The sequence below is a fragment of the Bacillus altaicus genome, assembly GCF_042136375.2.
GTDB lineage: Bacteria > Bacillota > Bacilli > Bacillales > Bacillaceae_G > Bacillus_A > Bacillus_A cereus_U.
In genome coordinates this window covers 167,642-193,235 of record NZ_CM143394.1, presented here as the reverse complement: position 1 = coordinate 193,235, position 25,594 = coordinate 167,642, and the positions used below count along the sequence as shown (strand labels likewise).

Below are 25,594 nucleotides of genomic sequence, written 5' to 3'. Positions count from 1 at the left end.
AAGGTGGAAGCAGGCTTCGTAAGTGTAGGCGACGTTACATTTCGTGATTTAGAGGATGAGGCAATCGTTGAGTTAGTTCGAAAAGGTAATACTGACGCTCTAGAATATTTAATTCACAAATATAAGAACTTTGTTCGCGCGAAATCAAGATCTTATTTCTTAGTGGGTGCCGATCGAGAAGATATTGTTCAAGAAGGCATGATTGGATTGTTTAAAGCCATTCGTGATTATAAAGGGGACAAGCTGTCTTCGTTCAAAGCATTTGCTGAACTGTGTATCACTCGACAAATTATTACCGCTATTAAAACAGCAACAAGGCAAAAACATATTCCGTTAAATTCGTATGTGTCTTTAGACAAGCCAATTTACGATGAGGAATCTGATCGAACATTATTAGATGTTATTTCGGAATCGAAAGTAACTGATCCAGAAGAGATGATTATCAGTAAGGAAGAATATACAGACATAGAATCAAAAATATCTGAATTATTAAGCGATTTAGAAAGAAAAGTGCTCTCTTTATACTTAGATGGTCGTTCCTATCAAGAAATTTCAGAACAGTTAAACAGGCATGTGAAATCTATTGATAACGCATTGCAGCGTGTAAAAAGGAAATTAGAAAGATATATGGAGATGAGAGAGAGTACAACTTTAAATTCATAGCAAGTGCCGCAGGTGTAAAATAATTCACCTGTTTTCTTTTTGTTAAGAGAGTGAAAGTCATGACATTGACATTGTCTTTTGTTGTATGATACATTTTTAGGGACAATGTTACAAGGTTGGTGTAACTAATGAGGAAAAAAGTTGTACTCTCATGTGAAGAGTGTAAAAATCGAAACTACTCTACGATGAAAGATACGAGCTCAGTAGAGCGACTTGAGATAAAGAAGTTTTGTAAAACATGCAATAAGCATACAGTTCACAAAGAAACAAAATAAATAATACACTGGAGGTCCCGTAGATGCGTTTAACGAACTTTTTCGGCGATGTAGGTCGCGAAATGAAAAAAGTAAGTTGGCCTAAAAAAGATGAATTACTCCGCTCAACAACGACTGTTATTGCGACAGTTGTGTTCTTTGCGATTTTCTTCGCAGTGGTTGATATGGGCATTTCTTCTTTAATTCGGTTAATTCTTGGTTAATTCTTGAATAAGAAGCACTTATCCATGATATAATGTTATTTATAAGAACTGTGTAAAAGCCCGGTGAACGGGTTTTTTCATTTGCGCAAAAAAATGTACGTCAGGGAGGGAAGGACGCTCGTCCTAAATGAATGGAAAAAAGTTGGTATGTTGTCCATACTTATTCTGGATATGAAAATAAAGTAAAGGCAAACCTAGAGAAACGTGTAGAATCAATGGGTATGCAAGATAAAATTTTCCGTGTTGTTGTTCCGGAAGAAGTAGAAGTAGAAATGAAAAATGGTAAAGAAAAAATAACGAAAAGAAAAGTGTTCCCAGGTTACGTATTAGTAGAACTAATCATGACTGACGACTCTTGGTATGTTGTTCGTAATACGCCAGGTGTAACAGGTTTTGTTGGTTCTTCTGGTTCAGGATCTAAACCATCGCCTCTATTAGAAGAGGAAGTTGTTACCATCATGAAGCATATGGGAATGGACAATGAAGTGGTTGATTTCGAATTTGAACTTCATGAAACAGTGCGTGTAAATGAAGGGCCATTCGCGGATTATACGGGTGCGATTGAAGAAATTGATGTGGAAAAGAAAAAAGTTAGCGTGCTTGTAGACATGTTTGGTCGCGAGACTCCGGTTGAACTTGATTTCCATCAAATTGAAAAATTATAAAATGAAACTTGAAATGAATTGTAAAAAGTGATAATATCTTTTAAGTCAGTACGTCTTCGGTAACGGAGACGTTTTTTGAAAAAGATTTTATCATTATGATAAAATATGAAGTGGGAGGGCAAATCACTGCCCAATTGACCACATCACGGACTTAAGGAGGTGTGTCTCGTGGCTAAAAAGGTAATTAAAATAGTAAAACTTCAAATTCCTGCAGGTAAAGCTAATCCAGCTCCGCCGGTTGGTCCAGCATTAGGACAAGCAGGTGTTAACATCATGGGCTTCTGTAAAGAGTTTAACGCTCGTACAGCTGATCAAGCTGGTCTTATCATCCCTGTTGAAATTACGGTATTTGAGGACCGTTCATTCACTTTCATTACTAAAACTCCTCCTGCTGCTGTTCTTCTTAAGAAAGTAGCTGGTATTGAGTCTGGTTCTGGTGAACCAAACCGTAATAAAGTGGCAACTGTTAAGCGTGATAAAGTACGCGAAATCGCTGAAACTAAAATGCCTGACCTAAACGCTGCTAGCGTAGAAGCTGCAATGCGTATGGTTGAAGGTACTGCGCGCAGTATGGGCATCGTTATCGAAGACTAATTCGATTTGTTTTTTGTAAAAAAGGTTGCGGGTCTGGAATTCCAATTCGCAACCTTTATTATCGTAAATGATTATCATTTTTAAATAAATGGATGGGCGCACATCCTCGGGGGTTCCCGGAATGAAGGCGTAAACGTGGGAGGTTATTCCGCTAAAACCACATTCAAGGAGGAAACAAACATGGCTAAAAGAGGTAAAAAGTACGTTGAAGCTGCGAAGCTTGTTGATCGTGCATCTGCTTACTCTGCAACAGAAGCAGTAGAATTAGTAAAGAAAACAAACACAGCTAAATTTGATGCAACTGTAGAAGCTGCATTCCGTTTAGGTGTTGACCCTAAGAAAGCTGACCAACAAATTCGTGGTGCAGTTGTTCTTCCACACGGTACTGGTAAAGTACAACGTGTATTAGTATTCGCTAAAGGCGAAAAAGCAAAAGAAGCTGAAGCTGCTGGCGCTGAATTCGTAGGCGATGCTGATTACATCGGTAAAATCCAAAAAGGTTGGTTCGATTTCGATGTAGTAGTAGCAACTCCTGACATGATGGGTGAAGTTGGTAAACTTGGTCGTGTATTAGGACCTAAAGGTTTAATGCCAAACCCTAAAACTGGAACAGTTACTTTCGATGTAACTAAAGCTGTTAACGAAATCAAAGCTGGTAAAGTTGAATACCGCGTTGATAAAGCTGGTAACATCCACGTTCCAATCGGTAAAGTATCTTTCGAAGATGCTAAATTAGTAGAAAACTTCAAAACAATTGCTGACACGCTACAAAAAGCTAAGCCAGCTGCTGCAAAAGGTACTTACATGAAGAACGCAACTGTTGCTTCTACAATGGGACCTGGCGTACGCGTAGACGTTTCTACACTTGCGTAAAAATTGGAAGTTGACTTCATAAAGAAGTTTTAATATAATCATTTATGTTGTGAATTTTAATAGTGTACCGTAGACAGTAGGAGTCGATTCGACTTAATTTCCTACCTAGGTGTTAATATACGAAGCGGAATCTTTTTTCTGTGACTATATGCCTCCATGTCTACAAGTTGGGCATGGAGGTTTTTAGTGCACTTTCGGTACATCTTCTATATAATCTACAGGAGGTGTAATAACATGAGCAAAGTAATCGAAACTAAACAACAAGTTGTAACTGAAATCGCTGAAAAACTTCGCGCGAGTAAATCTACAATTGTTGTTGACTACCGTGGTTTAACAGTTTCTGAAGCAACAGAATTACGTAAAAACTTACGTGAAGCTGGCGTTGAGTTCAAAGTTTACAAAAACTCTTTAACTCGTCGTGCTGCAGAGTCTGCTGAAATGGCTGAGTTAAACGAATTCTTAACAGGACCAAACGCAATCGCGTTCAGTAACGAGGATGTAGTTGCTCCTGCGAAAGTATTAAACGACTTCGCTAAAAATCATGAAGCTTTAGAAATTAAAGCGGGCGTAATCGAAGGTAAACTTGTAACACTTGATGAGGTTGAAGCTATCGCTACTCTTCCATCACGTGAAGGCTTACTTTCTATGCTTCTTAGCGTTCTTCAAGCTCCAATCCGTAATCTTGCACTTGCTACTAAAGCAGTTGCAGATCAAAAGGAAGAGCAAGGCGCTTAATTTTTTAAAAGATAATTATTTGTTATCTATAAAACAATACAAACCTATTTAAGGGAGGATATTTACAATGACTAAAGAACAAATCATTGAAGCAGTTAAATCTATGACTGTATTAGAACTTAACGACTTAGTAAAAGCTATCGAGGAAGAATTCGGCGTAACTGCTGCTGCTCCTGTAGCTGTAGCTGGTGGCGCTGGTGAAGCTGCTGCTGAGCAAACTGAATTTGACGTAGTACTTGCAAGTGCTGGCGCTCAAAAAATCAAAGTTATCAAAGCTGTACGTGAAATCACTGGTCTTGGCTTAAAAGAAGCTAAAGAATTAGTTGACAACACTCCAAAAGCAATCAAAGAAGGCGTTACTAAAGAGGAAGCTGAAGAAATGAAAGCTAAACTTGAAGAAGTTGGCGCTGTTGTAGAAGTTAAGTAATTAACTTTTGGTGCTTTAAAAAAAGCTCGCTCTCATGCGAGCTTTTTTTTTAACTGTAAAGAAAAGAGGTGGCCATATGGCAGACCATTATTTTTCTAACGACCCTTCTAGTAAAAGTGATCGTAAACGATGGGAATTTACACTTCGTGAATCTCGATTTACTTTTTTATCTGACCATGGGGTGTTCTCGAAAAACGAAGTGGACTTTGGTTCTCGTCTTTTAATTGAAGCGTTTCAAATGCCAGATGTTAAAGGTAATGTGTTAGACGTAGGATGTGGGTACGGTCCAATCGGTTTGTCGTTAGCGAAAGAGTTTCAAGATCGTGAAATTCACATGGTGGATGTGAATGAAAGGGCCTTGGGACTTGCAAAAGAAAATGCCGCTAATAACAGAATTGAAAATATACGTATTTTGCAAAGTAGTGTCTATGAAAATGTAGATGGCAAGTATGCTGCTATTCTATCTAATCCTCCAATTCGTGCTGGTAAAGATATCGTGCATGAGATTTTAGAAAAGGCTGTGGAGTATTTAGTTTCAGGTGGAGAACTGTGGATTGTTATTCAAAAGAAACAAGGTGCGCCATCTGCGCTGAAAAAACTAGAAGAAGCATTTTCTGAAGTTGAAGTTGTAGAAAAGAAAAAAGGATATTATATCATAAAATCAAAAAAGCGTTGACGGTTATTTTTGGCTATGTTAACATTATACAATGCCAATATATGATTTTCTGCGTTGAGAAAGATGTATATTTTTGCTTCTCTTGGAAAAGATAGTAAAATCAGCAGATTATGAAACAGAATGATGGTTTTCTTATAGAAGCCATTTTTCTTTTTTGAGCAGATAGAAAGACTCAACGTATCTATCTTTAAGAGAAAAAAACTACGCTAATAGCAGTAGTTGTATTTATTTGTGATTTTTGCACAAATTTTTTTGTGCATTTATAATACTCATGATTTGAGGGGTGAAGCAGTTGACAGGTCAACTAGTTCAATACGGACGCCACCGCCAACGAAGAAGTTATGCCCGTATTAGTGAAGTATTAGAGTTACCAAATCTTATCGAAATTCAAACCTCTTCTTATCAGTGGTTTCTTGATGAGGGTTTGCGAGAAATGTTCCAAGACATTTCTCCGATCGAAGACTTTACGGGAAATCTATCGCTTGAATTTATCGACTACAGCTTAGGTGAACCTAAATACTCTGTAGAAGAATGCAAAGAGCGTGATGTGACGTATGCAGCACCACTTCGTGTAAAAGTGCGTCTAATCAACAAGGAAACTGGTGAAGTAAAAGAACAAGATGTGTTCATGGGAGATTTCCCACTCATGACAGAGACTGGAACATTCGTAATTAACGGTGCAGAACGTGTTATCGTTTCCCAGTTAGTTCGCTCTCCAAGCGTATACTATAGTGGCAAAGTGGATAAAAACGGAAAACGTGGTTTTACTGCTACTGTAATTCCAAACCGCGGGGCTTGGTTAGAGTATGAAACAGATGCTAAGGATGTTGTATATGTGCGTATTGACCGTACGCGTAAACTTCCTGTAACTGTTTTGTTACGCGCATTAGGGTTTGGCTCTGATCAAGAAATCACCGAGCTTTTAGGTGATAACGAATACTTAAGCAATACGTTAGAAAAAGACAACACAGATAGCACAGAGAAAGCATTGCTTGAAATTTATGAGCGTCTACGCCCTGGTGAACCACCAACAGTAGAAAATGCAAAGAGCTTACTTGTGTCTCGTTTCTTTGATCCGAAGCGCTACGATTTAGCAAATGTAGGTCGCTATAAGATCAACAAAAAGCTACACATTAAAAACAGATTGTTTAACCAACGTTTAGCTGAAACACTGGTGGATCCAGAAACTGGTGAAATTTTAGCGGCAGAAGGAACAGTCTTAGATCGTCGTACACTGGATCGCATTCTACCTTACTTAGAGAAAAACATTGGATTCAAAACAGCGAAACCAATGGGTGGAGTGGTAGCAGGCGAAGTTGAGCTGCAATCTATTAAGATCTATGCTCCAGAATCAGAAGGCGAACGATCTATAAACGTAATTGGGAATGCAAATATTACTCGTGATATAAAAAACATCACACCAGGTGATATTCTTGCTTCTATTAGCTACTTCTTTAACTTGCTATATAAAGTAGGGGATACAGATGATATTGACCACTTAGGAAATCGTCGTCTGCGTTCTGTAGGAGAGTTACTACAAAACCAATTCCGTATCGGTCTTTCTCGTATGGAACGTGTTGTTCGTGAGAGAATGTCGATTCAAGATACAAATGCAATTACACCACAAGCGTTAATTAACATTCGCCCGGTTATTGCATCTATTAAAGAGTTCTTCGGAAGTTCTCAGTTATCTCAGTTCATGGATCAAACAAACCCATTAGCAGAGTTAACTCACAAACGAAGACTATCTGCATTAGGACCCGGTGGTTTAACGCGTGAGCGCGCAGGCTTTGAAGTACGTGACGTTCACTACTCTCACTATGGTCGTATGTGTCCAATCGAAACACCAGAGGGACCAAACATCGGTTTGATTAACTCATTATCTTCGTTTGCGAAAGTAAATGAGTTTGGTTTCATTGAAACGCCATACCGTCGTGTTGACCCAGAAACTGGTCTTGTAACAGGGCAGGTTGATTATTTAACAGCAGATGAAGAAGATAACTATGTTGTAGCCCAAGCGAATATGAAATTATCTGAAGTAGGGGAATTCCTTGATGAAGATATCGTAGCTCGTTTCCGTGGTGAAAACATTGTCACAAATAAAGAACGCATCGACTACATGGATGTATCTCCAAAACAAGTAGTGTCGGCAGCGACAGCTTGTATTCCGTTCTTAGAAAACGATGACTCTAACCGCGCACTTATGGGAGCGAACATGCAACGTCAGGCGGTTCCGTTAATAAATCCGGAATCTCCGATTGTAGGTACAGGTATGGAGTACGTATCAGCAAAAGACTCAGGTGCTGCAGTAATCTGTAAACAGCCTGGTGTTGTTGAGCGCGTAGAAGCACGTGAAGTTTGGGTACGTCGCTATGTAGACGTTGACGGTCAAACAGTAAAAGGCGACTTAGATCGCTACAAAATGCAAAAATTCATTCGTTCTAATCAAGGAACTTGCTACAACCAACGTCCAATCGTAAGTGTTGGAGACCAAGTTGTAAAAGGTGAAATCCTTGCGGATGGTCCTTCTATGGAACTAGGTGAACTAGCGCTTGGACGTAACGTGCTTGTTGGCTTTATGACATGGGACGGTTATAACTATGAGGATGCGATCATCATGAGTGAGCGCCTTGTAAAAGATGATGTGTACACTTCTATCCATATTGAAGAATATGAATCAGAAGCTCGTGATACGAAGCTTGGACCAGAAGAAATTACACGTGATATCCCGAATGTTGGAGAAGATGCACTTCGTAATCTTGACGAGCGCGGTATTATTCGCGTCGGTGCTGAAGTAAAAGATGGAGATCTACTTGTTGGTAAAGTAACGCCAAAAGGTGTAACAGAATTAACGGCAGAAGAACGTCTATTACATGCAATTTTCGGTGAGAAAGCACGTGAAGTACGTGATACATCACTACGTGTACCACACGGTGGTGGCGGTATTATCTTAGACGTAAAAGTGTTTAACCGTGAAGATGGCGATGAATTGCCACCAGGCGTGAATCAACTTGTACGTGCATATATCGTTCAAAAGCGTAAAATTTCTGAAGGTGACAAAATGGCCGGTCGTCATGGTAACAAAGGTGTTATTTCCCGTATTTTACCGGAAGAAGATATGCCTTACTTACCAGATGGTACGCCAATCGATATCATGTTAAACCCATTAGGGGTACCATCTCGTATGAATATCGGTCAGGTATTAGAGCTTCATCTTGGTATGGCAGCAAGATACCTTGGTATTCACATTGCAACACCGGTATTCGATGGTGCTCGTGAGGAAGATGTATGGGGCACAATTGAAGAAGCTGGTATGGCAAATGACGCGAAAACAATCCTGTATGATGGACGTACTGGTGAGACATTCGATAACCGTGTATCTGTTGGTGTCATGTATATGATCAAACTTGCGCACATGGTTGACGATAAGCTTCATGCTCGTTCTACTGGACCATACTCACTTGTAACGCAGCAACCTCTTGGAGGTAAAGCTCAGTTCGGTGGACAGCGTTTCGGTGAGATGGAGGTTTGGGCACTTGAAGCTTATGGTGCCGCTTATACTCTTCAAGAAATCTTAACAGTGAAGTCTGATGATGTTATTGGACGTGTTAAGACGTATGAAGCAATTGTTAAAGGTGAAAATGTTCCAGAACCAGGCGTTCCTGAATCATTCAAAGTATTGATTAAAGAACTGCAAAGTTTAGGTATGGACGTTAAAATGATGTCGATCAATGATACAGAAATTGAAATGCGTGATACGGAAGATGATGATCATCAATCAGCAGATAAATTGAATGTTGAAGTTGAGACAACTAAGGAATAATTGGGATAACCTGTAGACTAAAAGGGAGGTAGGCCCCTTGATAGATGTAAATAACTTTGAATATATGAAGATTGGACTTGCTTCACCTGACAAGATTCGTTCTTGGTCATACGGTGAAGTTAAGAAACCAGAAACAATTAACTATCGTACGTTAAAGCCTGAAAAAGATGGCTTGTTCTGTGAGCGTATTTTCGGACCACAAAAGGACTGGGAATGTCATTGCGGAAAATATAAACGTGTACGTTATAAAGGTGTAGTTTGTGATCGATGTGGCGTTGAAGTAACGCGTGCAAAAGTTCGTCGTGAACGTATGGGTCATATCGAATTAGCTGCTCCTGTATCTCATATTTGGTATTTCAAAGGTATCCCGAGCCGCATGGGACTTGTCTTAGACATGTCCCCTCGCGCGCTTGAAGAAGTAATTTATTTCGCTTCTTATGTTGTAACAGAAAGTGGAGATACACCACTTGATAAGAAGCAATTACTTTCTGAAAAAGAATACCGTGCATATCGTGATCGATATGGCAGTACATTCCATGCTGCTATGGGTGCAGAAGCGATTAAAAAATTACTGCAAGACATCGATTTAGATAAAGAAGTAGACTTCTTAAAGGAAGAATTAAAAACAGCACAAGGACAACGCCGTACTCGTGCTATTAAACGTCTAGAAGTATTAGAAGCATTCCGTAACTCTGGAAATCACCCATCTTGGATGATCTTAGAGGTTCTTCCAGTTATCCCACCAGAACTACGCCCGATGGTACAGTTAGATGGTGGACGTTTTGCTACTTCTGACTTAAACGACTTATATCGTCGTGTAATTAACCGTAACAACCGTTTAAAACGTCTATTGGACTTAGGTGCACCAAGCATCATCGTTCAAAACGAAAAACGTATGTTACAAGAAGCTGTAGACGCATTAATCGATAATGGTCGCCGCGGCCGTCCAGTTACTGGACCAGGTAACCGTCCATTAAAATCACTATCTCACATGCTTAAAGGTAAACAAGGACGTTTCCGTCAAAACTTATTAGGTAAACGTGTTGACTACTCTGGCCGTTCTGTAATCGTTGTAGGACCGAACTTAAAGATGTACCAATGTGGATTGCCGAAAGAAATGGCACTTGAATTGTTTAAACCTTTCGTTATGAAAGAGTTAGTTGGAAAAGGATTAGCACACAACATTAAGAGTGCTAAACGTAAAATCGAGCGTGTACACCCTGAAGTTTGGGACGTTTTAGAATCTGTGATCAAAGAGCATCCAGTACTTCTAAACCGCGCACCAACACTTCACCGTCTTGGTATCCAGGCGTTTGAACCTACACTAGTAGAAGGTCGTGCAATCCGTCTTCACCCACTTGTATGTACTGCATACAACGCGGACTTTGACGGTGACCAAATGGCGGTTCACGTTCCGTTATCATCAGAGGCACAAGCAGAAGCTCGTATTCTTATGTTAGCGGCACAAAACATCTTGAATCCAAAAGACGGAAAACCAGTTGTTACTCCATCTCAGGATATGGTATTAGGTAACTATTACTTAACACTTGAGCGCGAGGGTGCAATCGGTGAAGGTATGGTCTTCAAAGATGCAAACGAAGCAATACTTGCATACCAAAATGGATATGTACATCTGCACACACGTGTTGCAGTTGCTGCGAGTTCGGTAAATAATGTAACGTTTACTGAAGAGCAAAAGAGTAAGCTTCTATTAACAACAGTTGGTAAATTAATATTTAACGAAATCTTACCAGAGTCGTTCCCTTATATTAATGAACCAACAAACTCAAACCTTGAAAAAGAAACACCAGCGGAATATTTCGTTGAAAAAGGTGCGAACATTAAAGAAATTATTGCTAGTCGCGAAGAAGTGGCGCCATTTAGCAAGAAAATCCTTGGTAATATTATTGCGGAAGTATTCAAACGTTTCCAAATTACGGAAACATCTCGCATGCTTGACCGTATGAAAAACTTAGGATTTAAATACTCTACAAAAGCTGGTATTACAGTTGGGGTATCAGACATTCTTGTATTAGGCGAAAAAAATGAAATTCTCCATGAAGCACAAGCAAAAGTAGATAATGTAATTAAACAATTCCGTCGCGGTTTAATCACGGAAGAAGAACGTTACGATCGCGTTATCTCTATTTGGAGTAATGCAAAAGATGTTATCCAAGGAAAACTGATGAAATCCTTGAATAAACGCAACCCAATCTTCATGATGAGTGATTCCGGTGCCCGTGGTAACGCATCGAACTTTACTCAGCTTGCTGGTATGCGTGGTCTGATGGCCAATCCATCTGGTCGTATCATTGAGCTTCCGATCAAATCAAGTTTCCGTGAAGGTTTAACAGTGCTTGAGTACTTCATCTCTACGCATGGTGCGCGTAAAGGTCTTGCCGATACAGCACTTAAAACTGCCGATTCTGGTTACTTAACACGTCGTCTTGTAGACGTTGCACAAGATGTAATTGTTCGTCAAGATGATTGTGGAACAGATCGTGGTTTACTAATTGGTGCGATTAAAGAGGGTAATGAAGTTATTGAGTCACTATATGATCGTCTTGTTGGACGTTTTGCGAGAAAAACTGTAAAACATCCTGAAACAGGTGAAGTATTAATTGCTGAAAATCAATTAATTACTGAAGATATTGCTTATATCGTTGAAAAGTCGGGTGTTGAAACTGTAAATATTCGTTCAGCGTTTACGTGTAATACTCGCCATGGTGTATGTAAGAAGTGTTACGGTCGTAACTTAGCAACTGGTACAGACGTAGAAGTAGGAGAGGCGGTAGGTATTATCGCAGCTCAATCTATCGGTGAGCCAGGTACACAGTTAACGATGCGTACGTTCCATACAGGTGGGGTTGCCGGAGATGATATCACACAAGGTTTACCTCGTATCCAAGAGATCTTCGAAGCTCGTAATCCGAAAGGTCAGGCAGTTATCAGTGAAATCGACGGTGTTATCGCAGCGATCAACGATGTTAAAGATCGCCAAGAAGTAGTTGTACAGGGTGAAGTTGAAGCTCGTACGTATGCTATCCCTTACGGTGCTCGTCTGAAAGTAACTCTAGGACAGCCAATTAGCCACGGTAAAGAGTTAACAGAAGGTTCTATTGATCCGAAGGAATTACTAAAAGTAACGGATATTACAGCAGTTCAAGAATACTTATTACGTGAAGTTCAAAAAGTATACCGTATGCAAGGGGTAGAAATTGGTGACAAACACGTAGAAGTAATGGTACGTCAAATGCTACGTAAAGTTCGTGTAAGTGATGCGGGTGAAACAGATGTATTACCAGGAACATTACTAGACATCCATCAGTTTACTGATGCGAATGCGAAGGTGTTACTGAAAGGTAAACAACCAGCAACAGCTAGACCGGTTCTACTTGGTATTACTAAAGCTTCACTTGAAACTGATTCGTTCTTATCTGCAGCATCGTTCCAAGAAACAACTCGTGTTCTAACAGATGCAGCAATTAAGGGTAAACGCGATGAGCTTCTAGGATTGAAAGAGAATGTTATTATCGGTAAGCTTGTTCCTGCTGGAACAGGTATGAATCGTTATCGCCAAGTGGATCTTGTAAAAACAACACAAGATAACATGAATGTAGAAAACGATGAAGTTTATGTGGAACAGTAAAATTTTCCGTCGTAAATTTTGTATAAAAACAGCTAATCCTAGTTGACATTGTATGAGACAAAATGTTACTATAATCAAGGTTGCTCCTGAACGATGCTTTGGAGGATATTTATATGTCTTATCAAAAAGTGTCAAATGCTGAAAATGTAGTCGTTGGTCATAAACGAACATTGGAAGCAATCAAAAATGGTATAGTTAAAGAAGTTGTTATTGCGGAAGATGCTGATGTGCGGTTAACCCATGTTATCATTCGTACTGCCTTGCAACATAACATACCCATAACCAAAGTTGAATCAGTTCGTAAGCTTGGAAAAGTTTCGGGGATTCAAGTGGGAGCTTCAGCAATAGGAATAATAAGTTAAAACTGTTTTTGTGAGGAGAGAGCATTTGCTCTTCCTTGCAAAAACTTTGTTTTCAACTAATAATGAACCACCTGGATATGTGGTCATACAAACATGCGAAGGGAGGATAAACAAATGCCTACTATTAACCAATTAGTGAGAAATGGTCGTACTGATAAAGTATGGAAGTCTAAATCACCTGCGTTAAACAAAGGTTTTAATTCTTTAAAGAAAAAATCAACTGATATCTCTGCACCTCAAAAACGTGGTGTGTGTACTCGTGTTGGTACAATGACTCCGAAGAAACCTAACTCAGCGTTACGTAAATACGCTCGTGTACGTTTAACAAATGGTATTGAAGTTACAGCTTACATCCCAGGTATCGGTCATAACCTACAAGAGCATAGCGTAGTATTAATTCGCGGTGGTCGAGTAAAGGATTTACCAGGGGTACGTTACCACATCGTTCGTGGTGCACTTGATACAGCTGGTGTTGACAAACGTATGCAAGGACGTTCTAAATATGGTACTAAGCGACCAAAACCTGCTAAAAAATAATAAACTTATAATGAAAGGAGGAACTCAATATGCCTCGTAAAGGTCCTGTTGCGAAACGTGACGTGTTACCAGATCCAATGTACAATTCTAAACTTGTAACACGCCTAATCAACAAAATGATGGTTGACGGTAAAAAAGGTAAATCTCAAACAATTCTTTATAACGCTTTCGATATCGTTCGTGAACGTTCAGATAAAGAACCAATGGAAGTATTCGAGCAAGCTCTTAAGAACATCATGCCTGTTCTTGAAGTACGCGCTCGTCGTGTTGGTGGTGCTAACTACCAAGTTCCAGTTGAGGTTCGTCCAGAACGCCGTACAACTTTAGGTCTTCGCTGGTTAGTAAACTATGCTCGTCTTCGTGGTGAAAAAACTATGGAAGAGCGTCTAGCTTACGAAATCTTAGATGCATCTAACAACGCTGGTGCAGCTGTTAAGAAACGTGAAGACACTCATAAAATGGCAGAAGCTAACAAAGCATTTGCTCATTACCGTTGGTAGGATTCAACGTAAAATAAATGTAAGCATAAACCGCTTTATTTGTCGCTTATGGAAGTGTGGAGAGGGAGAATGCCTCTCCCTTTCGTTGGGCGCTCGTTTTACATAATGAGGGTACTGGACACTGGCATATGTAACAATATAAAGTGGCTTTTTTGCTACTTAAAATAAAATAATCCAATCCATATATGGAAGGAGCAAGACACCAAATGACTAGAGAGTTCTCTTTAGGAAACACTCGTAATATTGGTATCATGGCTCACATCGATGCTGGTAAAACAACAGCAACTGAGCGTATTCTGTATTACACAGGACGTATTCATAAAATCGGTGAAACTCATGAAGGTGCATCTCAGATGGACTGGATGGAGCAAGAGCAAGAACGTGGTATCACAATTACTTCTGCTGCAACTACAGCACAATGGAAAGGTCACCGTGTAAATATCATTGACACTCCAGGACACGTAGATTTCACAGTAGAAGTAGAACGTTCTTTACGCGTACTTGATGGTGCAGTAGCAGTACTTGATGCACAATCTGGTGTAGAACCACAAACAGAAACTGTTTGGCGTCAGGCTACTACTTATGGTGTACCTCGTATCGTATTCGTTAACAAAATGGATAAGATTGGTGCAGATTTCTTATACTCTGTAGGAACAATCCACGATCGTTTACAAGCAAACGCACATCCAATTCAGTTACCAATCGGTGCTGAAGACGAGTTCAATGGTATCATTGACCTTGTTGAAGAGTGTGCTTACATGTACAGTAACGATTTAGGAACAGACATCGAGCGTGTTGAAATTCCTGAAGAGCACAAAGAATTAGCTGAAGAATACCGTGGAAAACTTATTGAAGCGGTAGCTGAGCTTGATGAAGAAATGATGATGAAGTACCTAGAAGGTGAAGAAATCACTGTAGAAGAGCTTAAAGCTGGTATCCGTAAGGCTACAACTTCTGTTGAATTCTTCCCAGTAATCTGTGGTTCTGCATTCAAAAATAAAGGTGTTCAAATTCTGTTAGACGCAGTTATTGACTACCTACCATCTCCATTAGATGTACCTGCTATTAAAGGTACTCTTCCGGATACAGAAGAAGCTATCGAGCGTAAGTCTAGCGATGAAGAACCATTCGCAGCTCTAGCATTCAAAATCATGACTGACCCTTATGTTGGTAAATTAACGTTCTTCCGTGTGTACTCTGGTGTGTTAAATGCTGGATCATACGTGAGAAATTCAACTAAAGGTAAGCGTGAGCGTGTAGGTCGTATCCTACAAATGCACGCTAACAGCCGTGAAGAGATTTCAACAGTTTACGCTGGTGATATCGCTGCTGCTGTAGGTTTAAAAGATACTACTACTGGTGATACTCTTTGTGACGAGAAGAGCCTTGTTATCCTTGAGTCTATGGAATTCCCAGAGCCAGTTATCTCTGTAGCTATCGAACCGAAATCTAAAGCTGACCAAGATAAAATGGGTACAGCATTATCTAAGCTTTCTGAAGAAGATCCAACATTCCGTGCTCACACTGACCAAGAAACTGGCCAAACAATCATCGCTGGTATGGGTGAACTTCACCTTGATATCATCGTTGACCGTATGCGCCGTGAATTCAAAGTGGAAGCAAACGTTGGTGCTCCTCAGGTAGCATATCGTGAGACTTTCCGCGCTGCTGCGAAAGTTGAAGGTAAGTTCGCTCGTCAATCTGGTGGTCGTGGACAATTCGGTCACGTTTGGATTGAGTTTGAACCTAATGAAGAAGGTAAAGGATTCGAATTCCAAAACAAGGTTGTCGGCGGTGTAGTTCCACGTGAATACATCCCAGCTGTTGGAGCGGGTCTTGAAGACTCACTTAAAAATGGTGTACTAGCTGGTTATCCACTAGTTGACATTAAAGCTGCGTTAGTTGACGGATCTTACCATGATGTTGACTCCTCTGAGATGGCGTTCAAAATCGCTGCATCTATGGCGCTTAAAGCTGCGGTTTCTAAATGTAGCCCAGTAATTCTTGAGCCAATGATGAAAGTTGAAGTTGTAATTCCTGAAGAGTACATGGGTGACATTATGGGTGACGTAACATCTCGTCGTGGCCGTGTAGAAGGTATGGAAGCTCGCGGTAACGCACAAGTTGTTCGCGCTATGGTTCCACTTTCTGAAATGTTCGGTTATGCAACGGCATTACGTTCTAACACTCAAGGACGCGGAACATTCTCAATGACATTTGATCATTATGAAGAAGTACCGAAGTCTGTTTCAGAAGAAATTATTAAAAAAAATAAAGGTGAATAATTGATTTTTATCGATTGTTCAAGTATAACTACTTATGTAAGCTTAGAAAGTGAGGCTTATGTCTCGCTTTCTAGTCTAAATATAAAATAACCTATATAAACTAAGGAGGAATTTAGAATGGCTAAAGCTAAATTCGAACGTTCTAAACCCCATGTTAACATCGGTACAATCGGCCACGTTGACCATGGTAAAACTACATTAACTGCTGCGATCACTACAGTTCTTGCAAAAGCTGGTGGTGCTGAAGCACGCGGATACGATCAAATCGACGCTGCTCCAGAAGAAAGAGAGCGCGGAATCACAATCTCAACTGCACACGTTGAGTACGAAACTGAAACTCGTCACTATGCACACGTTGACTGCCCAGGTCATGCTGACTATGTTAAAAACATGATCACTGGTGCTGCTCAAATGGACGGCGGTATCTTAGTAGTATCTGCTGCTGATGGCCCAATGCCTCAAACACGTGAGCACATCCTTCTTTCTCGTCAAGTAGGTGTTCCTTACATCGTTGTATTCTTAAACAAATGCGACATGGTAGACGACGAAGAATTATTAGAATTAGTTGAAATGGAAGTTCGCGACCTATTATCTGAATACGGATTCCCAGGCGACGATATTCCTGTAATTAAAGGTTCTGCTCTTAAAGCTCTTCAAGGAGAAGCTGAGTGGGAAGAAAAAATCATCGAATTAATGGCTGAAGTTGATGCTTACATCCCAACTCCAGAACGTGAAACTGACAAACCATTCTTAATGCCTATCGAGGATGTATTCTCTATCACAGGTCGTGGTACAGTTGCAACTGGTCGTGTTGAGCGTGGAATCGTTAAAGTTGGTGACGTAGTAGAAATCATCGGTCTTGCTGAAGAGAATGCTACTACAACTGTAACTGGTGTAGAAATGTTCCGTAAGCTTCTTGACCAAGCTCAAGCTGGAGACAACATCGGTGCTCTACTTCGTGGGGTTGCTCGTGAAGACATCCAACGTGGACAAGTTCTTGCTAAAACTGGCTCTGTAAAAGCACACGCTAAATTCAAAGCTGAAGTTTTCGTATTATCTAAAGAAGAAGGTGGACGTCATACTCCATTCTTCGCTAACTACCGTCCACAGTTCTACTTCCGTACAACTGACGTAACTGGTATCATCCAATTACCAGAAGGTACTGAAATGGTAATGCCTGGTGACAACATCGAAATGACTATCGAACTTATCGCTCCAATCGCTATCGAAGAGGGAACTAAATTCTCTATTCGTGAAGGTGGACGTACAGTAGGTTACGGTGTAGTTGCTACAATCGTTGCTGAGTAGTCTTTAATTAGATTATTAAAAACTCAAGGGATTCTCCCTTGAGTTTTTTTATTGCTTATTACTATAGAAGAAAGAGATGCATTTTCTATTTTTGGATGAGTTTCTTCTATAGTATATAAAACGAAAGTAACACCCAAAAACTGTAAGTTAAATAAGAGTAGATGAAAACTTGATATTCTTTAAAGTGCCATGTATAATAGCAAAAGTAGAGAAAAGCAGATGCAAACAAAAAGATGCTTGCATCTAGACGAATAACATTGTATAATAGACAATGTTGGTCTTTGACTGCGATGAAGTGGAAGGTTGCTGACACACCCGGCCGCTTTGCCATGGCATGGTGTGGGGAAATTTCCATGGAGAAGGTCTATTTTAGAAATAGGCGAACGAAGGAGGGAAAATAATGGCAAAAGAAAAAATTCGTATCCGTTTAAAAGCTTATGATCACCGTATTCTTGATCAATCAGCTGAGAAAATTGTAGAAACAGCTAAGCGTTCTGGGGCAACAGTTTCTGGTCCGATCCCATTACCAACTGAGAAGACTATTTACACAATTCTTCGTGCTGTTCATAAGTACAAAGATTCTCGTGAACAATTCGAAATGCGCACGCACAAACGTCTAATCGACATCGTGAGTCCTACTCCGCAAACAGTAGATTCATTAATGCGTTTAGACTTACCATCTGGTGTAGATATCGAAATCAAATTATAAATTATATAACTTAAAAATGTAGGAGGTGTAACTCATGACCAAAGGAATCTTAGGAAGAAAGATCGGTATGACTCAAGTATTTGCTGAGAACGGTGAGTTAATCCCAGTAACGGTAATCGCTGCTAATCCAAACGTTGTTCTTCAAAAGAAAACAACTGAAACTGATGGCTACAACGCAATTCAGTTAGGATTTGAAGATAAACGTGAAAAGTTAACTAACAAACCTGAACAAGGCCACACTGCTAAAGCATCTACAACTCCTAAGCGCTTCATTCGCGAAATCCGCGATGCAGACGTGGACGGATTAGAGGTTGGTCAAGAGGTAAAAGTTGAAGTTTTCGCTGCAGGTGAAATCGTTGACGTAACAGGAATTTCTAAAGGTAAAGGTTTCCAAGGTGTTATTAAACGCCACGGACAATCTCGCGGACCTATGTCTCATGGTTCTCGCTATCACCGTCGTCCAGGTTCAATGGGGCCAGTTGCTCCGAACCGTGTATTCAAAGGCAAAAAACTTGCTGGACGTATGGGTGGAGACCAAGTTACTATCCAAAACTTAGAAATCGTTCAAGTTGACACTGAGCGCAACTTATTACTAGTAAAAGGTAACGTTCCAGGTGCTAAGAAATCTCTTGTAGTTGTTCAAGGCGCTGTGAAGGTTAGCAAATAATTCACAATAGGAAGGAGGAATTCCAATGCCAAAAGTTACTGTATATAACCAAACTGGTTCACAGGTTGGTGAAATCGAATTAGCTGAAGCTATTTTCGGTATCGAACCAAATGAAGCTGTACTATTTGAAGCTGTAATGATGCAACGTGCATCTTTACGTCAAGGTACACATAAAGTAAAAACTCGCTCTGAAGTTCGTGGTGGTGGTCGTAAACCATGGCGTCAAAAAGGAACTGGACGTGCTCGTCAAGGTTCTATCCGCTCTCCTCAATGGCGTGGTGGTGGTACGGTATTCGGACCTACACCAAGAAGCTATGCGTACAAACTTCCTAAGAAAGTTCGTCGTTTAGCAATCAAATCTGCATTAGCTACTAAAGTAGTAGAGAACAACATTGTAGTTCTTGAAGACCTAGTGTTAAATGCACCAAAAACAAAAGACATGGTAGCAGTACTTAAAGGATTAACTGTTGAGAAGAAAGCTCTTATCGTAACTGCTGATGCAAACGAATCTGTAGAGTTATCTGCTCGCAATATCCCAGGAGTAACAGTAATCACTGCTGATGGCGTAAATGTGCTAGATGTGCTTCATCATGATAAGCTAATCATGACAAAAGCGGCAGTGGAAAAAGTAGAGGAGGTGCTTGCATAATGAGAGATCCTCGTGATATCATTAAGCGCCCAGTTATCACTGAACGTTCTATGGAAATGATGGCTGAAAAAAAATACACGTTCGACGTGGACGTTAAATCTAATAAAACAGAAGTTAAAGACGCGATAGAAGCGATCTTTGGTGTTAATGTAGACAAAGTAAATATCATGAACTACAAGCCGAAAGCAAAACGCGTTGGTCGTCACGCTGGTTTTACTAGCCGTCGTCGTAAAGCAATCGTTAAGCTAACTGCTGACAGCAAAGAAATCGAAATCTTCCAAGGCGTTTAATTCTTACTAAAGAAGGAGGGAAATTGAGATGGGAATTAAAAAGTATAATCCAACTACTAACGGTCGTCGTAACATGACTACGAATGATTTCGCTGAAATCACGACCGACAGACCGGAAAAGTCTTTACTTGCTCCTTTAAGCAAACAGGCTGGTCGTAATAACCAAGGTAAAATTACTGTACGTCATCAAGGTGGCGGACATAAGCGTCAATACCGTATCATCGACTTTAAGCGTAACAAAGATGGAATTCCAGGACGCGTTGCTACGATCGAATATGATCCAAACCGCTCTGCGAATATCGCATTAATTAATTACGTTGACGGTGAAAAACGTTACATTCTTGCTCCTAAAACTTTAGAAGTAGGTATGGAAATTATGTCTGGCCCTGAAGCTGACATTAAAATCGGTAACGCATTACCATTAATCAACATTCCAGTAGGTACTGTTGTTCATAACATCGAGCTTAAGCCTGGTCGTGGCGGACAATTAGTTCGTTCTGCTGGTACATCTGCTCAAGTACTTGGTAAAGAAGGAAAATACGTACTTGTACGTTTAACTTCTGGTGAAGTACGTTTAGTATTATCTGCTTGTCGCGCTTCAATCGGTCAAGTTGGTAACGAACAACACGAACTTATCAAAATCGGTAAAGCAGGTCGCTCTCGCTGGTTAGGTAAGCGCCCAACAGTTCGTGGTTCTGTAATGAACCCGGTTGATCATCCACACGGTGGTGGTGAAGGTCGCTCTCCAATCGGACGTAAGTCTCCAATGTCTCCATGGGGTAAACCAACTCTTGGATTCAAGACTCGTAAGAAAAACAAAGCGTCTGATAAATTTATCGTTCGTCGTCGTAAAAAATAATGGGATTGTAGTACGGTTCGCTTCAAGAACCGTACGCCAATCACGAAGGGAGGCACCAAAATGGCTCGTAGCTTAAAAAAAGGACCATTTGTCGATGATCACTTAATGAACAAAATGGAAAAATTAGTTGCATCTGAGCAAAAACAAGTTGTTAAAACTTGGTCTCGCCGTTCAACAATCTTCCCTCAGTTCATCGGACATACAATTGCTGTATATGATGGTCGTAAACACGTACCTGTGTACATCACTGAGGATATGGTTGGCCATAAGTTAGGTGAATTCGCACCAACTCGTACGTATAAAGGTCACCTTGCTGACGATAAGAAAACTAGAAGATAATGAGAGGAGGCACTTCAATGCAAGCTAAAGCAGTAGTGAGAACAGTTCGTATTGCTCCTCGTAAGGTTCGTTTAGTAGTAGACTTAATCCGAGGTAAGCAAGTGGGTGAAGCGATTGCTATCCTTAACCACACACCAAAAACTGCTTCTCCAGTTGTAGAAAAAGTTTTAAAATCTGCAATCGCAAATGCAGAGCACAATTATGAGATGGATATTAACAACCTAGTTGTTGAAAAAGTCTTCGTTGACGAAGGTCCAACGTTGAAACGTTTCCGTCCACGTGCAATGGGTCGTGCAAGCCAAATTAACAAACGCACAAGCCACATCACAGTTGTGGTATCAGAAAAGAAGGAGGGATAATCGATGGGTCAGAAGGTTAATCCAATTGGTCTTCGTGTCGGTATTATCCGCGACTGGGAATCTCGTTGGTTCGCTGAGAAAGATTATGCTACGTTATTACATGAAGACATCAAAATCCGTGAGTACATTGCTGTACGCTTAAAAGATTCTGCTGTTGCTAAAGTAGAAATCGAACGTGCAGCAAATCGTGTAAATGTTACAATTCACACTGCGAAACCTGGTATGGTAATTGGTAAAGGTGGTACTGAAGTTGAAGCGCTTCGTAAAGCTCTTAACCAATTAACAGGCAAGCGTGTACACATCAACATTTTAGAAGTTAAGAGAGCTGATCTTAACGCTAAATTAGTAGGCGAAAACATCGCTCGTCAATTAGAAAACCGTGTATCATTCCGTCGTGCACAAAAGCAAGTTATTCAACGTGCTATGCGTGCAGGAGCAAAAGGTATTAAAACACAGGTTTCTGGTCGTCTTGGCGGAGCTGATATCGCTCGTGCAGAATCTTACAGTGAAGGAACTGTTCCACTTCATACACTTCGCGCTGATATTGACTATGCAGCAGTTGAAGCTGATACAACATACGGTAAATTAGGCGTAAAAGTATGGATCTACCGTGGAGAAGTCCTTCCTACAAAAAAGAAAGCTTCTGAGGAAGGAGGAAAATAATATGTTAATGCCTAAACGCGTAAAATATCGTAGAGAGCATCGTGGTAAAATGCGTGGTCGTGCAAAAGGTGGAACTGAAATCGCTTTTGGTGAATTCGGTTTACAAGCACTAGCTGCTTCATGGATTACAAACCGTCAAATCGAAGCTGCTCGTCGTGCAATGACTCGTCAAATGAAACGTGGCGGTAAAGTATGGATTAAAATTTTCCCTTCTAAACCTTACACTGCAAAACCTTTAGAAGTACGTATGGGTTCCGGTAAAGGGGCACCAGAAGGCTGGGTAGCAGTAGTAAAACCTGGGAAAATTATGTTTGAAATTGCGGGTGTATCTGAAGAGGTAGCACGTGAAGCATTACGTCTTGCAGCTCACAAATTACCAATTAAATGTAAATTCGTAAAACGTGAAGTAAATGGTGGTGAATCTAATGAAAACTAATGATATTCGTGAATTAACCACTGCCGAAATCGAAACAAAAGTTAAAGCTTTAAAGGAAGAGTTGTTTAATCTTCGCTTCCAACTTGCTACAGGACAATTAGAGAATCCGACTCGCATCCGTGAAGTACGTAAAGCGATTGCTCGTATGAAAACTGTAGTTTGTGAAAGAGAGATCGGAATTAATCGATAAATTGAGGGGAGGTTTGCATAGTGAGCGAACGTAACCAACGCAAAGTTTATACTGGTCGTGTTGTTTCTGACAAAATGGACAAAACGATTACAGTTTTAGTTGAAACTTACAAAACTCATTCCTTGTACGGAAAACGTGTTAAGTATTCTAAAAAGTATAAAGCCCATGATGAGCAAAACCAAGCGAAACTTGGCGATATCGTTAAAATCATGGAAACTCGCCCGCTTTCTGCTACTAAGCGTTTCCGTTTAGTTGAAATCGTTGAAGAAGCGGTTGTTATCTAAATAGACGAATCGGAATTTTTAGTCCGAAGGGAGGTTTCATAACATGATCCAACAAGAATCTCGTTTGAAAGTTGCTGACAACTCTGGTGCCCGCGAACTTTTAACAATTAAAGTATTAGGCGGCTCTGGTCGTAAATATGCTTATATTGGTGATATTATCGTTGCTACGGTAAAACAAGCAACACCAGGTGGCGTTGTTAAAAAAGGTGACGTTGTTAAGGCAGTAGTGGTACGTACGAAGAGCGGAGCTCGTCGTCCGGACGGTTCTTACATTAAATTTGATGAAAACGCAGCGGTTATCATCAAAGACGATAAGAGCCCACGTGGTACTCGTATCTTCGGACCAGTAGCTCGTGAATTACGTGATAGCAACTTCATGAAGATCGTTTCTTTAGCTCCAGAAGTTCTATAATTTAAGGTATTGCCTTGCTAAGGAGGTGCAGAATTAAGATGCATGTAAAAAAAGGTGATAAAGTTCAGGTAATCACTGGTAAAGACAAAGGAAAACAAGGTGTTATCCTTGTGGCTTTCCCAAAGCAAAACCGTGTTATCGTTGAGGGTGTTAATATCGTTAAAAAACACTCTAAGCCATCTCAATTAAATCCACAAGGTGGAATTATTACGAAAGAAGCACCTATTCACGTTTCTAATGTTATGGTATTAGATCCGAAAACAGGCGAACCTACTCGCGTAGGCTTCAAAGTAGAAGATGGTAAAAAAGTGCGTATTGCAAAAAAATCTGGTGAATTATTAGATAAATAATTTTCTTAAGAAAGGAGGTCACTTCATTGAATCGCCTTAAAGAGAAGTTCCAAAAGGAAATTACTCCTGCTCTAATGAGCAAGTTTAACTATAAATCTGTGATGGAAGTACCGAAAATCGAAAAGATCGTAATCAACACTGGTGTTGGTGACGCGGTATCTAACTCAAAAGCTTTAGACAATGCAGTAGAAGAATTAACTCAAATCGCAGGTCAAAAACCTGTTGTAACTCGCGCTAAAAAATCAATCGCTGGTTTCCGTCTTCGTGAAGGTATGCCAATCGGTGCGAAAGTAACTTTACGCGGTCAGCAAATGTATGAGTTCTTCGATAAATTAGTATCAGTTTCTTTACCACGTGTACGTGATTTCCGTGGTGTTTCTAAGAAATCATTTGATGGTCGTGGGAACTACACATTAGGTGTTAAAGAGCAACTAATTTTTCCTGAGATTGATTATGATAAAGTAAGTAAAGTCCGAGGTATGGACATCGTAATCGTTACTACAGCGAAAACTGATGAAGAAGCTCGTGAACTTTTAACACAATTCGGTATGCCATTCCAAAAATAATGGAAGCCAACGCTAAGTAGAGGAGGCGAAAACGTGGCTAAAAAATCTATGATCGCGAAACAAAAGCGTACTCCTAAGTTTAAAGTACAAGAGTATACACGTTGCGAACGCTGCGGTCGTCCGCATTCTGTATACCGCAAATTTAAGCTTTGTCGTATTTGTTTCCGTGAACTTGCATATAAAGGTCAAATTCCTGGTGTTAAAAAAGCTAGTTGGTAAAACCCACAAATGGGAAGGAGGTAAAACACATGGTGATGACAGATCCAATTGCAGACATGCTTACTCGCATCCGTAATGCGAACATGGTACGTCATGAGAAATTAGAGGTTCCTGCTTCTAAAATCAAAAAAGAGATCGCTGATCTTTTAAAACGTGAAGGTTTCATTCGTGATGTAGAATACATCGGGGATAACAAACAAGGTATCCTTCGTATTTTCCTGAAATATGGTGCAAACAATGAACGTGTAATCACTGGATTAAAACGTATCAGTAAACCTGGCTTACGCGTTTACGCAAAAGCTGATGAAGTACCTCGTGTACTTAACGGATTAGGTATCGCTCTTGTTTCTACATCTAAGGGAGTAATGACAGACAAAGACGCTCGTCAATTACAAACTGGTGGAGAAGTAGTAGCATACGTTTGGTAATATATATTTAAAACGAACGGAGGTGTGACCACATGTCTCGTATTGGTAAAAAGATTCTTGAAATCCCTGCAGGTGTTACTATTACAGTTGCAGAAGACAATACTGTAACAGTAAAAGGCCCTAAAGGTGAATTAACTCGTACTTTCAAAACTAATATGTCTATCAAAATTGAAGAAAATACACTAACAGTTGAGCGTCCATCTGATCAGAAGGAACACCGTGCATTACACGGTACAACTCGTGCTTTAATCGGAAACATGGTTGAAGGTGTAACTACAGGTTTTGCACGCGGACTTGAATTAGTCGGTGTTGGTTACCGTGCTCAAAAACAAGGTGATAAACTTGTTTTAAGCGTAGGTTATTCTCATCCAGTAGAAATGACTCCAGAAGCAGGACTTGAAGTTGAAGTACCTGTACCAACTAAAATCGTAATTAAAGGTATCGACAAGCAACGTGTTGGCGAATTTGCTGCTAACATCCGTGCTGTACGTGCTCCTGAACCATATAAAGGTAAAGGTATTCGTTACGAAGGCGAAGTTGTTCGTCGTAAAGAAGGTAAAACTGCTAAGTAAACCCGTTAGGTGAAAGAAAGGAGTGAC

At 40.2% G+C, this 25,594-nt stretch carries 33 protein-coding genes and 1 other annotated feature; all 33 genes read left to right on the top strand.

Features of this window, described 5'->3' with window-relative positions; translation table 11 throughout:
- Positions 1 to 3 precede the first annotated feature (3 nt).
- The 33 genes from ACE38F_RS01060 to rplF all read left to right on the top strand — a co-directional run bounded on the left by ACE38F_RS01060 (position 4) and on the right by rplF (position 25,567).
- Entirely contained in the window at positions 4 to 663 is a 660-nt protein-coding gene (locus ACE38F_RS01060; protein WP_060750889.1) for an RNA polymerase factor sigma-70, read from the top strand.
- A gap of 128 nt (positions 664 to 791) precedes the next feature.
- Entirely contained in the window at positions 792 to 938 is a 147-nt protein-coding gene (gene rpmG, locus ACE38F_RS01055) for a 50S ribosomal protein L33 (RefSeq protein WP_012260172.1), read from the top strand.
- 23 nt (positions 939 to 961) lie between these two features.
- Complete coding sequence (gene secE / locus ACE38F_RS01050; protein ID WP_002009797.1) at positions 962 to 1,141, top strand: preprotein translocase subunit SecE; 180 nt, start codon at positions 962 to 964, stop codon at positions 1,139 to 1,141.
- 131 nt (positions 1,142 to 1,272) lie between these two features.
- Positions 1,273 to 1,806 (top strand): transcription termination/antitermination protein NusG, encoded by a 534-nt coding sequence (nusG, locus tag ACE38F_RS01045; protein WP_002009795.1) that lies wholly within the window; start codon positions 1,273 to 1,275, stop codon positions 1,804 to 1,806.
- A 168-nt stretch (positions 1,807 to 1,974) separates the two neighbouring features.
- A complete protein-coding gene (gene rplK, locus ACE38F_RS01040; RefSeq protein ID WP_002159610.1) occupies positions 1,975 to 2,400 on the top strand; it encodes a 50S ribosomal protein L11 in 426 nt (141 codons plus the stop codon).
- Positions 2,401 to 2,580: 180 nt separating this feature from the next.
- Positions 2,581 to 3,273 (top strand): 50S ribosomal protein L1, encoded by a 693-nt coding sequence (gene rplA, locus ACE38F_RS01035; protein WP_002009792.1) that lies wholly within the window; start codon positions 2,581 to 2,583, stop codon positions 3,271 to 3,273.
- A 49-nt stretch (positions 3,274 to 3,322) separates the two neighbouring features.
- Positions 3,323 to 3,468: a sequence feature (ribosomal protein L10 leader region), on the top strand.
- 39 nt (positions 3,469 to 3,507) lie between these two features.
- Positions 3,508 to 4,008: a 50S ribosomal protein L10 gene (gene rplJ / locus ACE38F_RS01030; RefSeq protein ID WP_002091506.1), complete on the top strand. Its 501-nt coding sequence runs from the start codon at positions 3,508 to 3,510 to the stop codon at positions 4,006 to 4,008.
- Positions 4,009 to 4,075: 67 nt separating this feature from the next.
- Positions 4,076 to 4,435 carry a 50S ribosomal protein L7/L12 gene (gene rplL / locus ACE38F_RS01025; protein ID WP_002091507.1) on the top strand — a complete coding sequence of 120 codons (360 nt, stop codon included), beginning with the start codon at positions 4,076 to 4,078 and terminating at the stop codon, positions 4,433 to 4,435.
- Positions 4,436 to 4,511: 76 nt separating this feature from the next.
- Positions 4,512 to 5,111 carry a class I SAM-dependent methyltransferase gene (locus ACE38F_RS01020; protein WP_016103300.1) on the top strand — a complete coding sequence of 200 codons (600 nt, stop codon included), beginning with the start codon at positions 4,512 to 4,514 and terminating at the stop codon, positions 5,109 to 5,111.
- Between the two features lie 292 nt (positions 5,112 to 5,403).
- Positions 5,404 to 8,934 carry a DNA-directed RNA polymerase subunit beta gene (rpoB, locus tag ACE38F_RS01015; RefSeq protein ID WP_341307903.1) on the top strand — a complete coding sequence of 1,177 codons (3,531 nt, stop codon included), beginning with the start codon at positions 5,404 to 5,406 and terminating at the stop codon, positions 8,932 to 8,934.
- A 37-nt stretch (positions 8,935 to 8,971) separates the two neighbouring features.
- A complete protein-coding gene (gene rpoC / locus ACE38F_RS01010) occupies positions 8,972 to 12,583 on the top strand; it encodes a DNA-directed RNA polymerase subunit beta' (protein WP_341307902.1) in 3,612 nt (1,203 codons plus the stop codon).
- A 113-nt stretch (positions 12,584 to 12,696) separates the two neighbouring features.
- Complete coding sequence (locus ACE38F_RS01005; RefSeq protein WP_000121833.1) at positions 12,697 to 12,945, top strand: 50S ribosomal protein L7ae-like protein; 249 nt, start codon at positions 12,697 to 12,699, stop codon at positions 12,943 to 12,945.
- Between the two features lie 114 nt (positions 12,946 to 13,059).
- Positions 13,060 to 13,482: a 30S ribosomal protein S12 gene (gene rpsL, locus ACE38F_RS01000; RefSeq protein ID WP_001142341.1), complete on the top strand. Its 423-nt coding sequence runs from the start codon at positions 13,060 to 13,062 to the stop codon at positions 13,480 to 13,482.
- Positions 13,483 to 13,511: 29 nt separating this feature from the next.
- Positions 13,512 to 13,982, top strand: a complete 471-nt coding sequence (gene rpsG, locus ACE38F_RS00995; protein ID WP_002091511.1) for a 30S ribosomal protein S7 — start codon at positions 13,512 to 13,514, stop codon at positions 13,980 to 13,982.
- 206 nt (positions 13,983 to 14,188) lie between these two features.
- Positions 14,189 to 16,267 (top strand): elongation factor G, encoded by a 2,079-nt coding sequence (gene fusA / locus ACE38F_RS00990; RefSeq protein WP_215554963.1) that lies wholly within the window; start codon positions 14,189 to 14,191, stop codon positions 16,265 to 16,267.
- Positions 16,268 to 16,384: 117 nt separating this feature from the next.
- On the top strand, positions 16,385 to 17,575 hold the full coding sequence (gene tuf, locus ACE38F_RS00985) for an elongation factor Tu (RefSeq protein WP_002091518.1): 1,191 nt from the start codon (positions 16,385 to 16,387) through the stop codon (positions 17,573 to 17,575).
- Positions 17,576 to 17,975: 400 nt separating this feature from the next.
- On the top strand, positions 17,976 to 18,284 hold the full coding sequence (gene rpsJ / locus ACE38F_RS00980; protein WP_001040595.1) for a 30S ribosomal protein S10: 309 nt from the start codon (positions 17,976 to 17,978) through the stop codon (positions 18,282 to 18,284).
- A gap of 34 nt (positions 18,285 to 18,318) precedes the next feature.
- Positions 18,319 to 18,951, top strand: a complete 633-nt coding sequence (gene rplC, locus ACE38F_RS00975; RefSeq protein WP_000160209.1) for a 50S ribosomal protein L3 — start codon at positions 18,319 to 18,321, stop codon at positions 18,949 to 18,951.
- Positions 18,952 to 18,976: 25 nt separating this feature from the next.
- Positions 18,977 to 19,600 carry a 50S ribosomal protein L4 gene (rplD, locus tag ACE38F_RS00970; RefSeq protein ID WP_001127261.1) on the top strand — a complete coding sequence of 208 codons (624 nt, stop codon included), beginning with the start codon at positions 18,977 to 18,979 and terminating at the stop codon, positions 19,598 to 19,600.
- Positions 19,600 to 19,890: a 50S ribosomal protein L23 gene (gene rplW, locus ACE38F_RS00965; protein WP_001205557.1), complete on the top strand. Its 291-nt coding sequence runs from the start codon at positions 19,600 to 19,602 to the stop codon at positions 19,888 to 19,890. The genes rplD and rplW overlap by 1 nt, the downstream gene beginning before the upstream one ends.
- Positions 19,891 to 19,918: 28 nt before the next feature.
- Complete coding sequence (rplB, locus tag ACE38F_RS00960; RefSeq protein ID WP_002091520.1) at positions 19,919 to 20,749, top strand: 50S ribosomal protein L2; 831 nt, start codon at positions 19,919 to 19,921, stop codon at positions 20,747 to 20,749.
- A gap of 60 nt (positions 20,750 to 20,809) precedes the next feature.
- Positions 20,810 to 21,088: a 30S ribosomal protein S19 gene (rpsS, locus tag ACE38F_RS00955; RefSeq protein ID WP_000124452.1), complete on the top strand. Its 279-nt coding sequence runs from the start codon at positions 20,810 to 20,812 to the stop codon at positions 21,086 to 21,088.
- Between the two features lie 17 nt (positions 21,089 to 21,105).
- A complete protein-coding gene (rplV, locus tag ACE38F_RS00950) occupies positions 21,106 to 21,447 on the top strand; it encodes a 50S ribosomal protein L22 (RefSeq protein WP_002009773.1) in 342 nt (113 codons plus the stop codon).
- 3 nt (positions 21,448 to 21,450) lie between these two features.
- On the top strand, positions 21,451 to 22,110 hold the full coding sequence (rpsC, locus tag ACE38F_RS00945) for a 30S ribosomal protein S3 (protein WP_341307900.1): 660 nt from the start codon (positions 21,451 to 21,453) through the stop codon (positions 22,108 to 22,110).
- Between the two features lies 1 nt (position 22,111).
- Positions 22,112 to 22,546, top strand: a complete 435-nt coding sequence (gene rplP, locus ACE38F_RS00940) for a 50S ribosomal protein L16 (RefSeq protein ID WP_215554965.1) — start codon at positions 22,112 to 22,114, stop codon at positions 22,544 to 22,546.
- Positions 22,536 to 22,736 (top strand): 50S ribosomal protein L29, encoded by a 201-nt coding sequence (gene rpmC, locus ACE38F_RS00935; RefSeq protein WP_002091523.1) that lies wholly within the window; start codon positions 22,536 to 22,538, stop codon positions 22,734 to 22,736. Before rplP ends, rpmC begins: the two co-directional genes overlap by 11 nt.
- Before the next feature lie 20 nt (positions 22,737 to 22,756).
- Entirely contained in the window at positions 22,757 to 23,020 is a 264-nt protein-coding gene (gene rpsQ, locus ACE38F_RS00930; protein WP_002091526.1) for a 30S ribosomal protein S17, read from the top strand.
- A 43-nt stretch (positions 23,021 to 23,063) separates the two neighbouring features.
- Complete coding sequence (rplN, locus tag ACE38F_RS00925) at positions 23,064 to 23,432, top strand: 50S ribosomal protein L14 (protein ID WP_002063420.1); 369 nt, start codon at positions 23,064 to 23,066, stop codon at positions 23,430 to 23,432.
- Between the two features lie 38 nt (positions 23,433 to 23,470).
- Positions 23,471 to 23,782 (top strand): 50S ribosomal protein L24, encoded by a 312-nt coding sequence (rplX, locus tag ACE38F_RS00920; protein WP_000558201.1) that lies wholly within the window; start codon positions 23,471 to 23,473, stop codon positions 23,780 to 23,782.
- Positions 23,783 to 23,808: 26 nt separating this feature from the next.
- Positions 23,809 to 24,348 (top strand): 50S ribosomal protein L5, encoded by a 540-nt coding sequence (rplE, locus tag ACE38F_RS00915; protein ID WP_002091528.1) that lies wholly within the window; start codon positions 23,809 to 23,811, stop codon positions 24,346 to 24,348.
- 33 nt (positions 24,349 to 24,381) lie between these two features.
- Complete coding sequence (rpsN, locus tag ACE38F_RS00910; RefSeq protein ID WP_001085700.1) at positions 24,382 to 24,567, top strand: 30S ribosomal protein S14; 186 nt, start codon at positions 24,382 to 24,384, stop codon at positions 24,565 to 24,567.
- Positions 24,568 to 24,596: 29 nt separating this feature from the next.
- Complete coding sequence (gene rpsH / locus ACE38F_RS00905; protein WP_002091529.1) at positions 24,597 to 24,995, top strand: 30S ribosomal protein S8; 399 nt, start codon at positions 24,597 to 24,599, stop codon at positions 24,993 to 24,995.
- Positions 24,996 to 25,027: 32 nt separating this feature from the next.
- On the top strand, positions 25,028 to 25,567 hold the full coding sequence (rplF, locus tag ACE38F_RS00900) for a 50S ribosomal protein L6 (protein ID WP_002091531.1): 540 nt from the start codon (positions 25,028 to 25,030) through the stop codon (positions 25,565 to 25,567).
- Positions 25,568 to 25,594 lie beyond the last annotated feature (27 nt).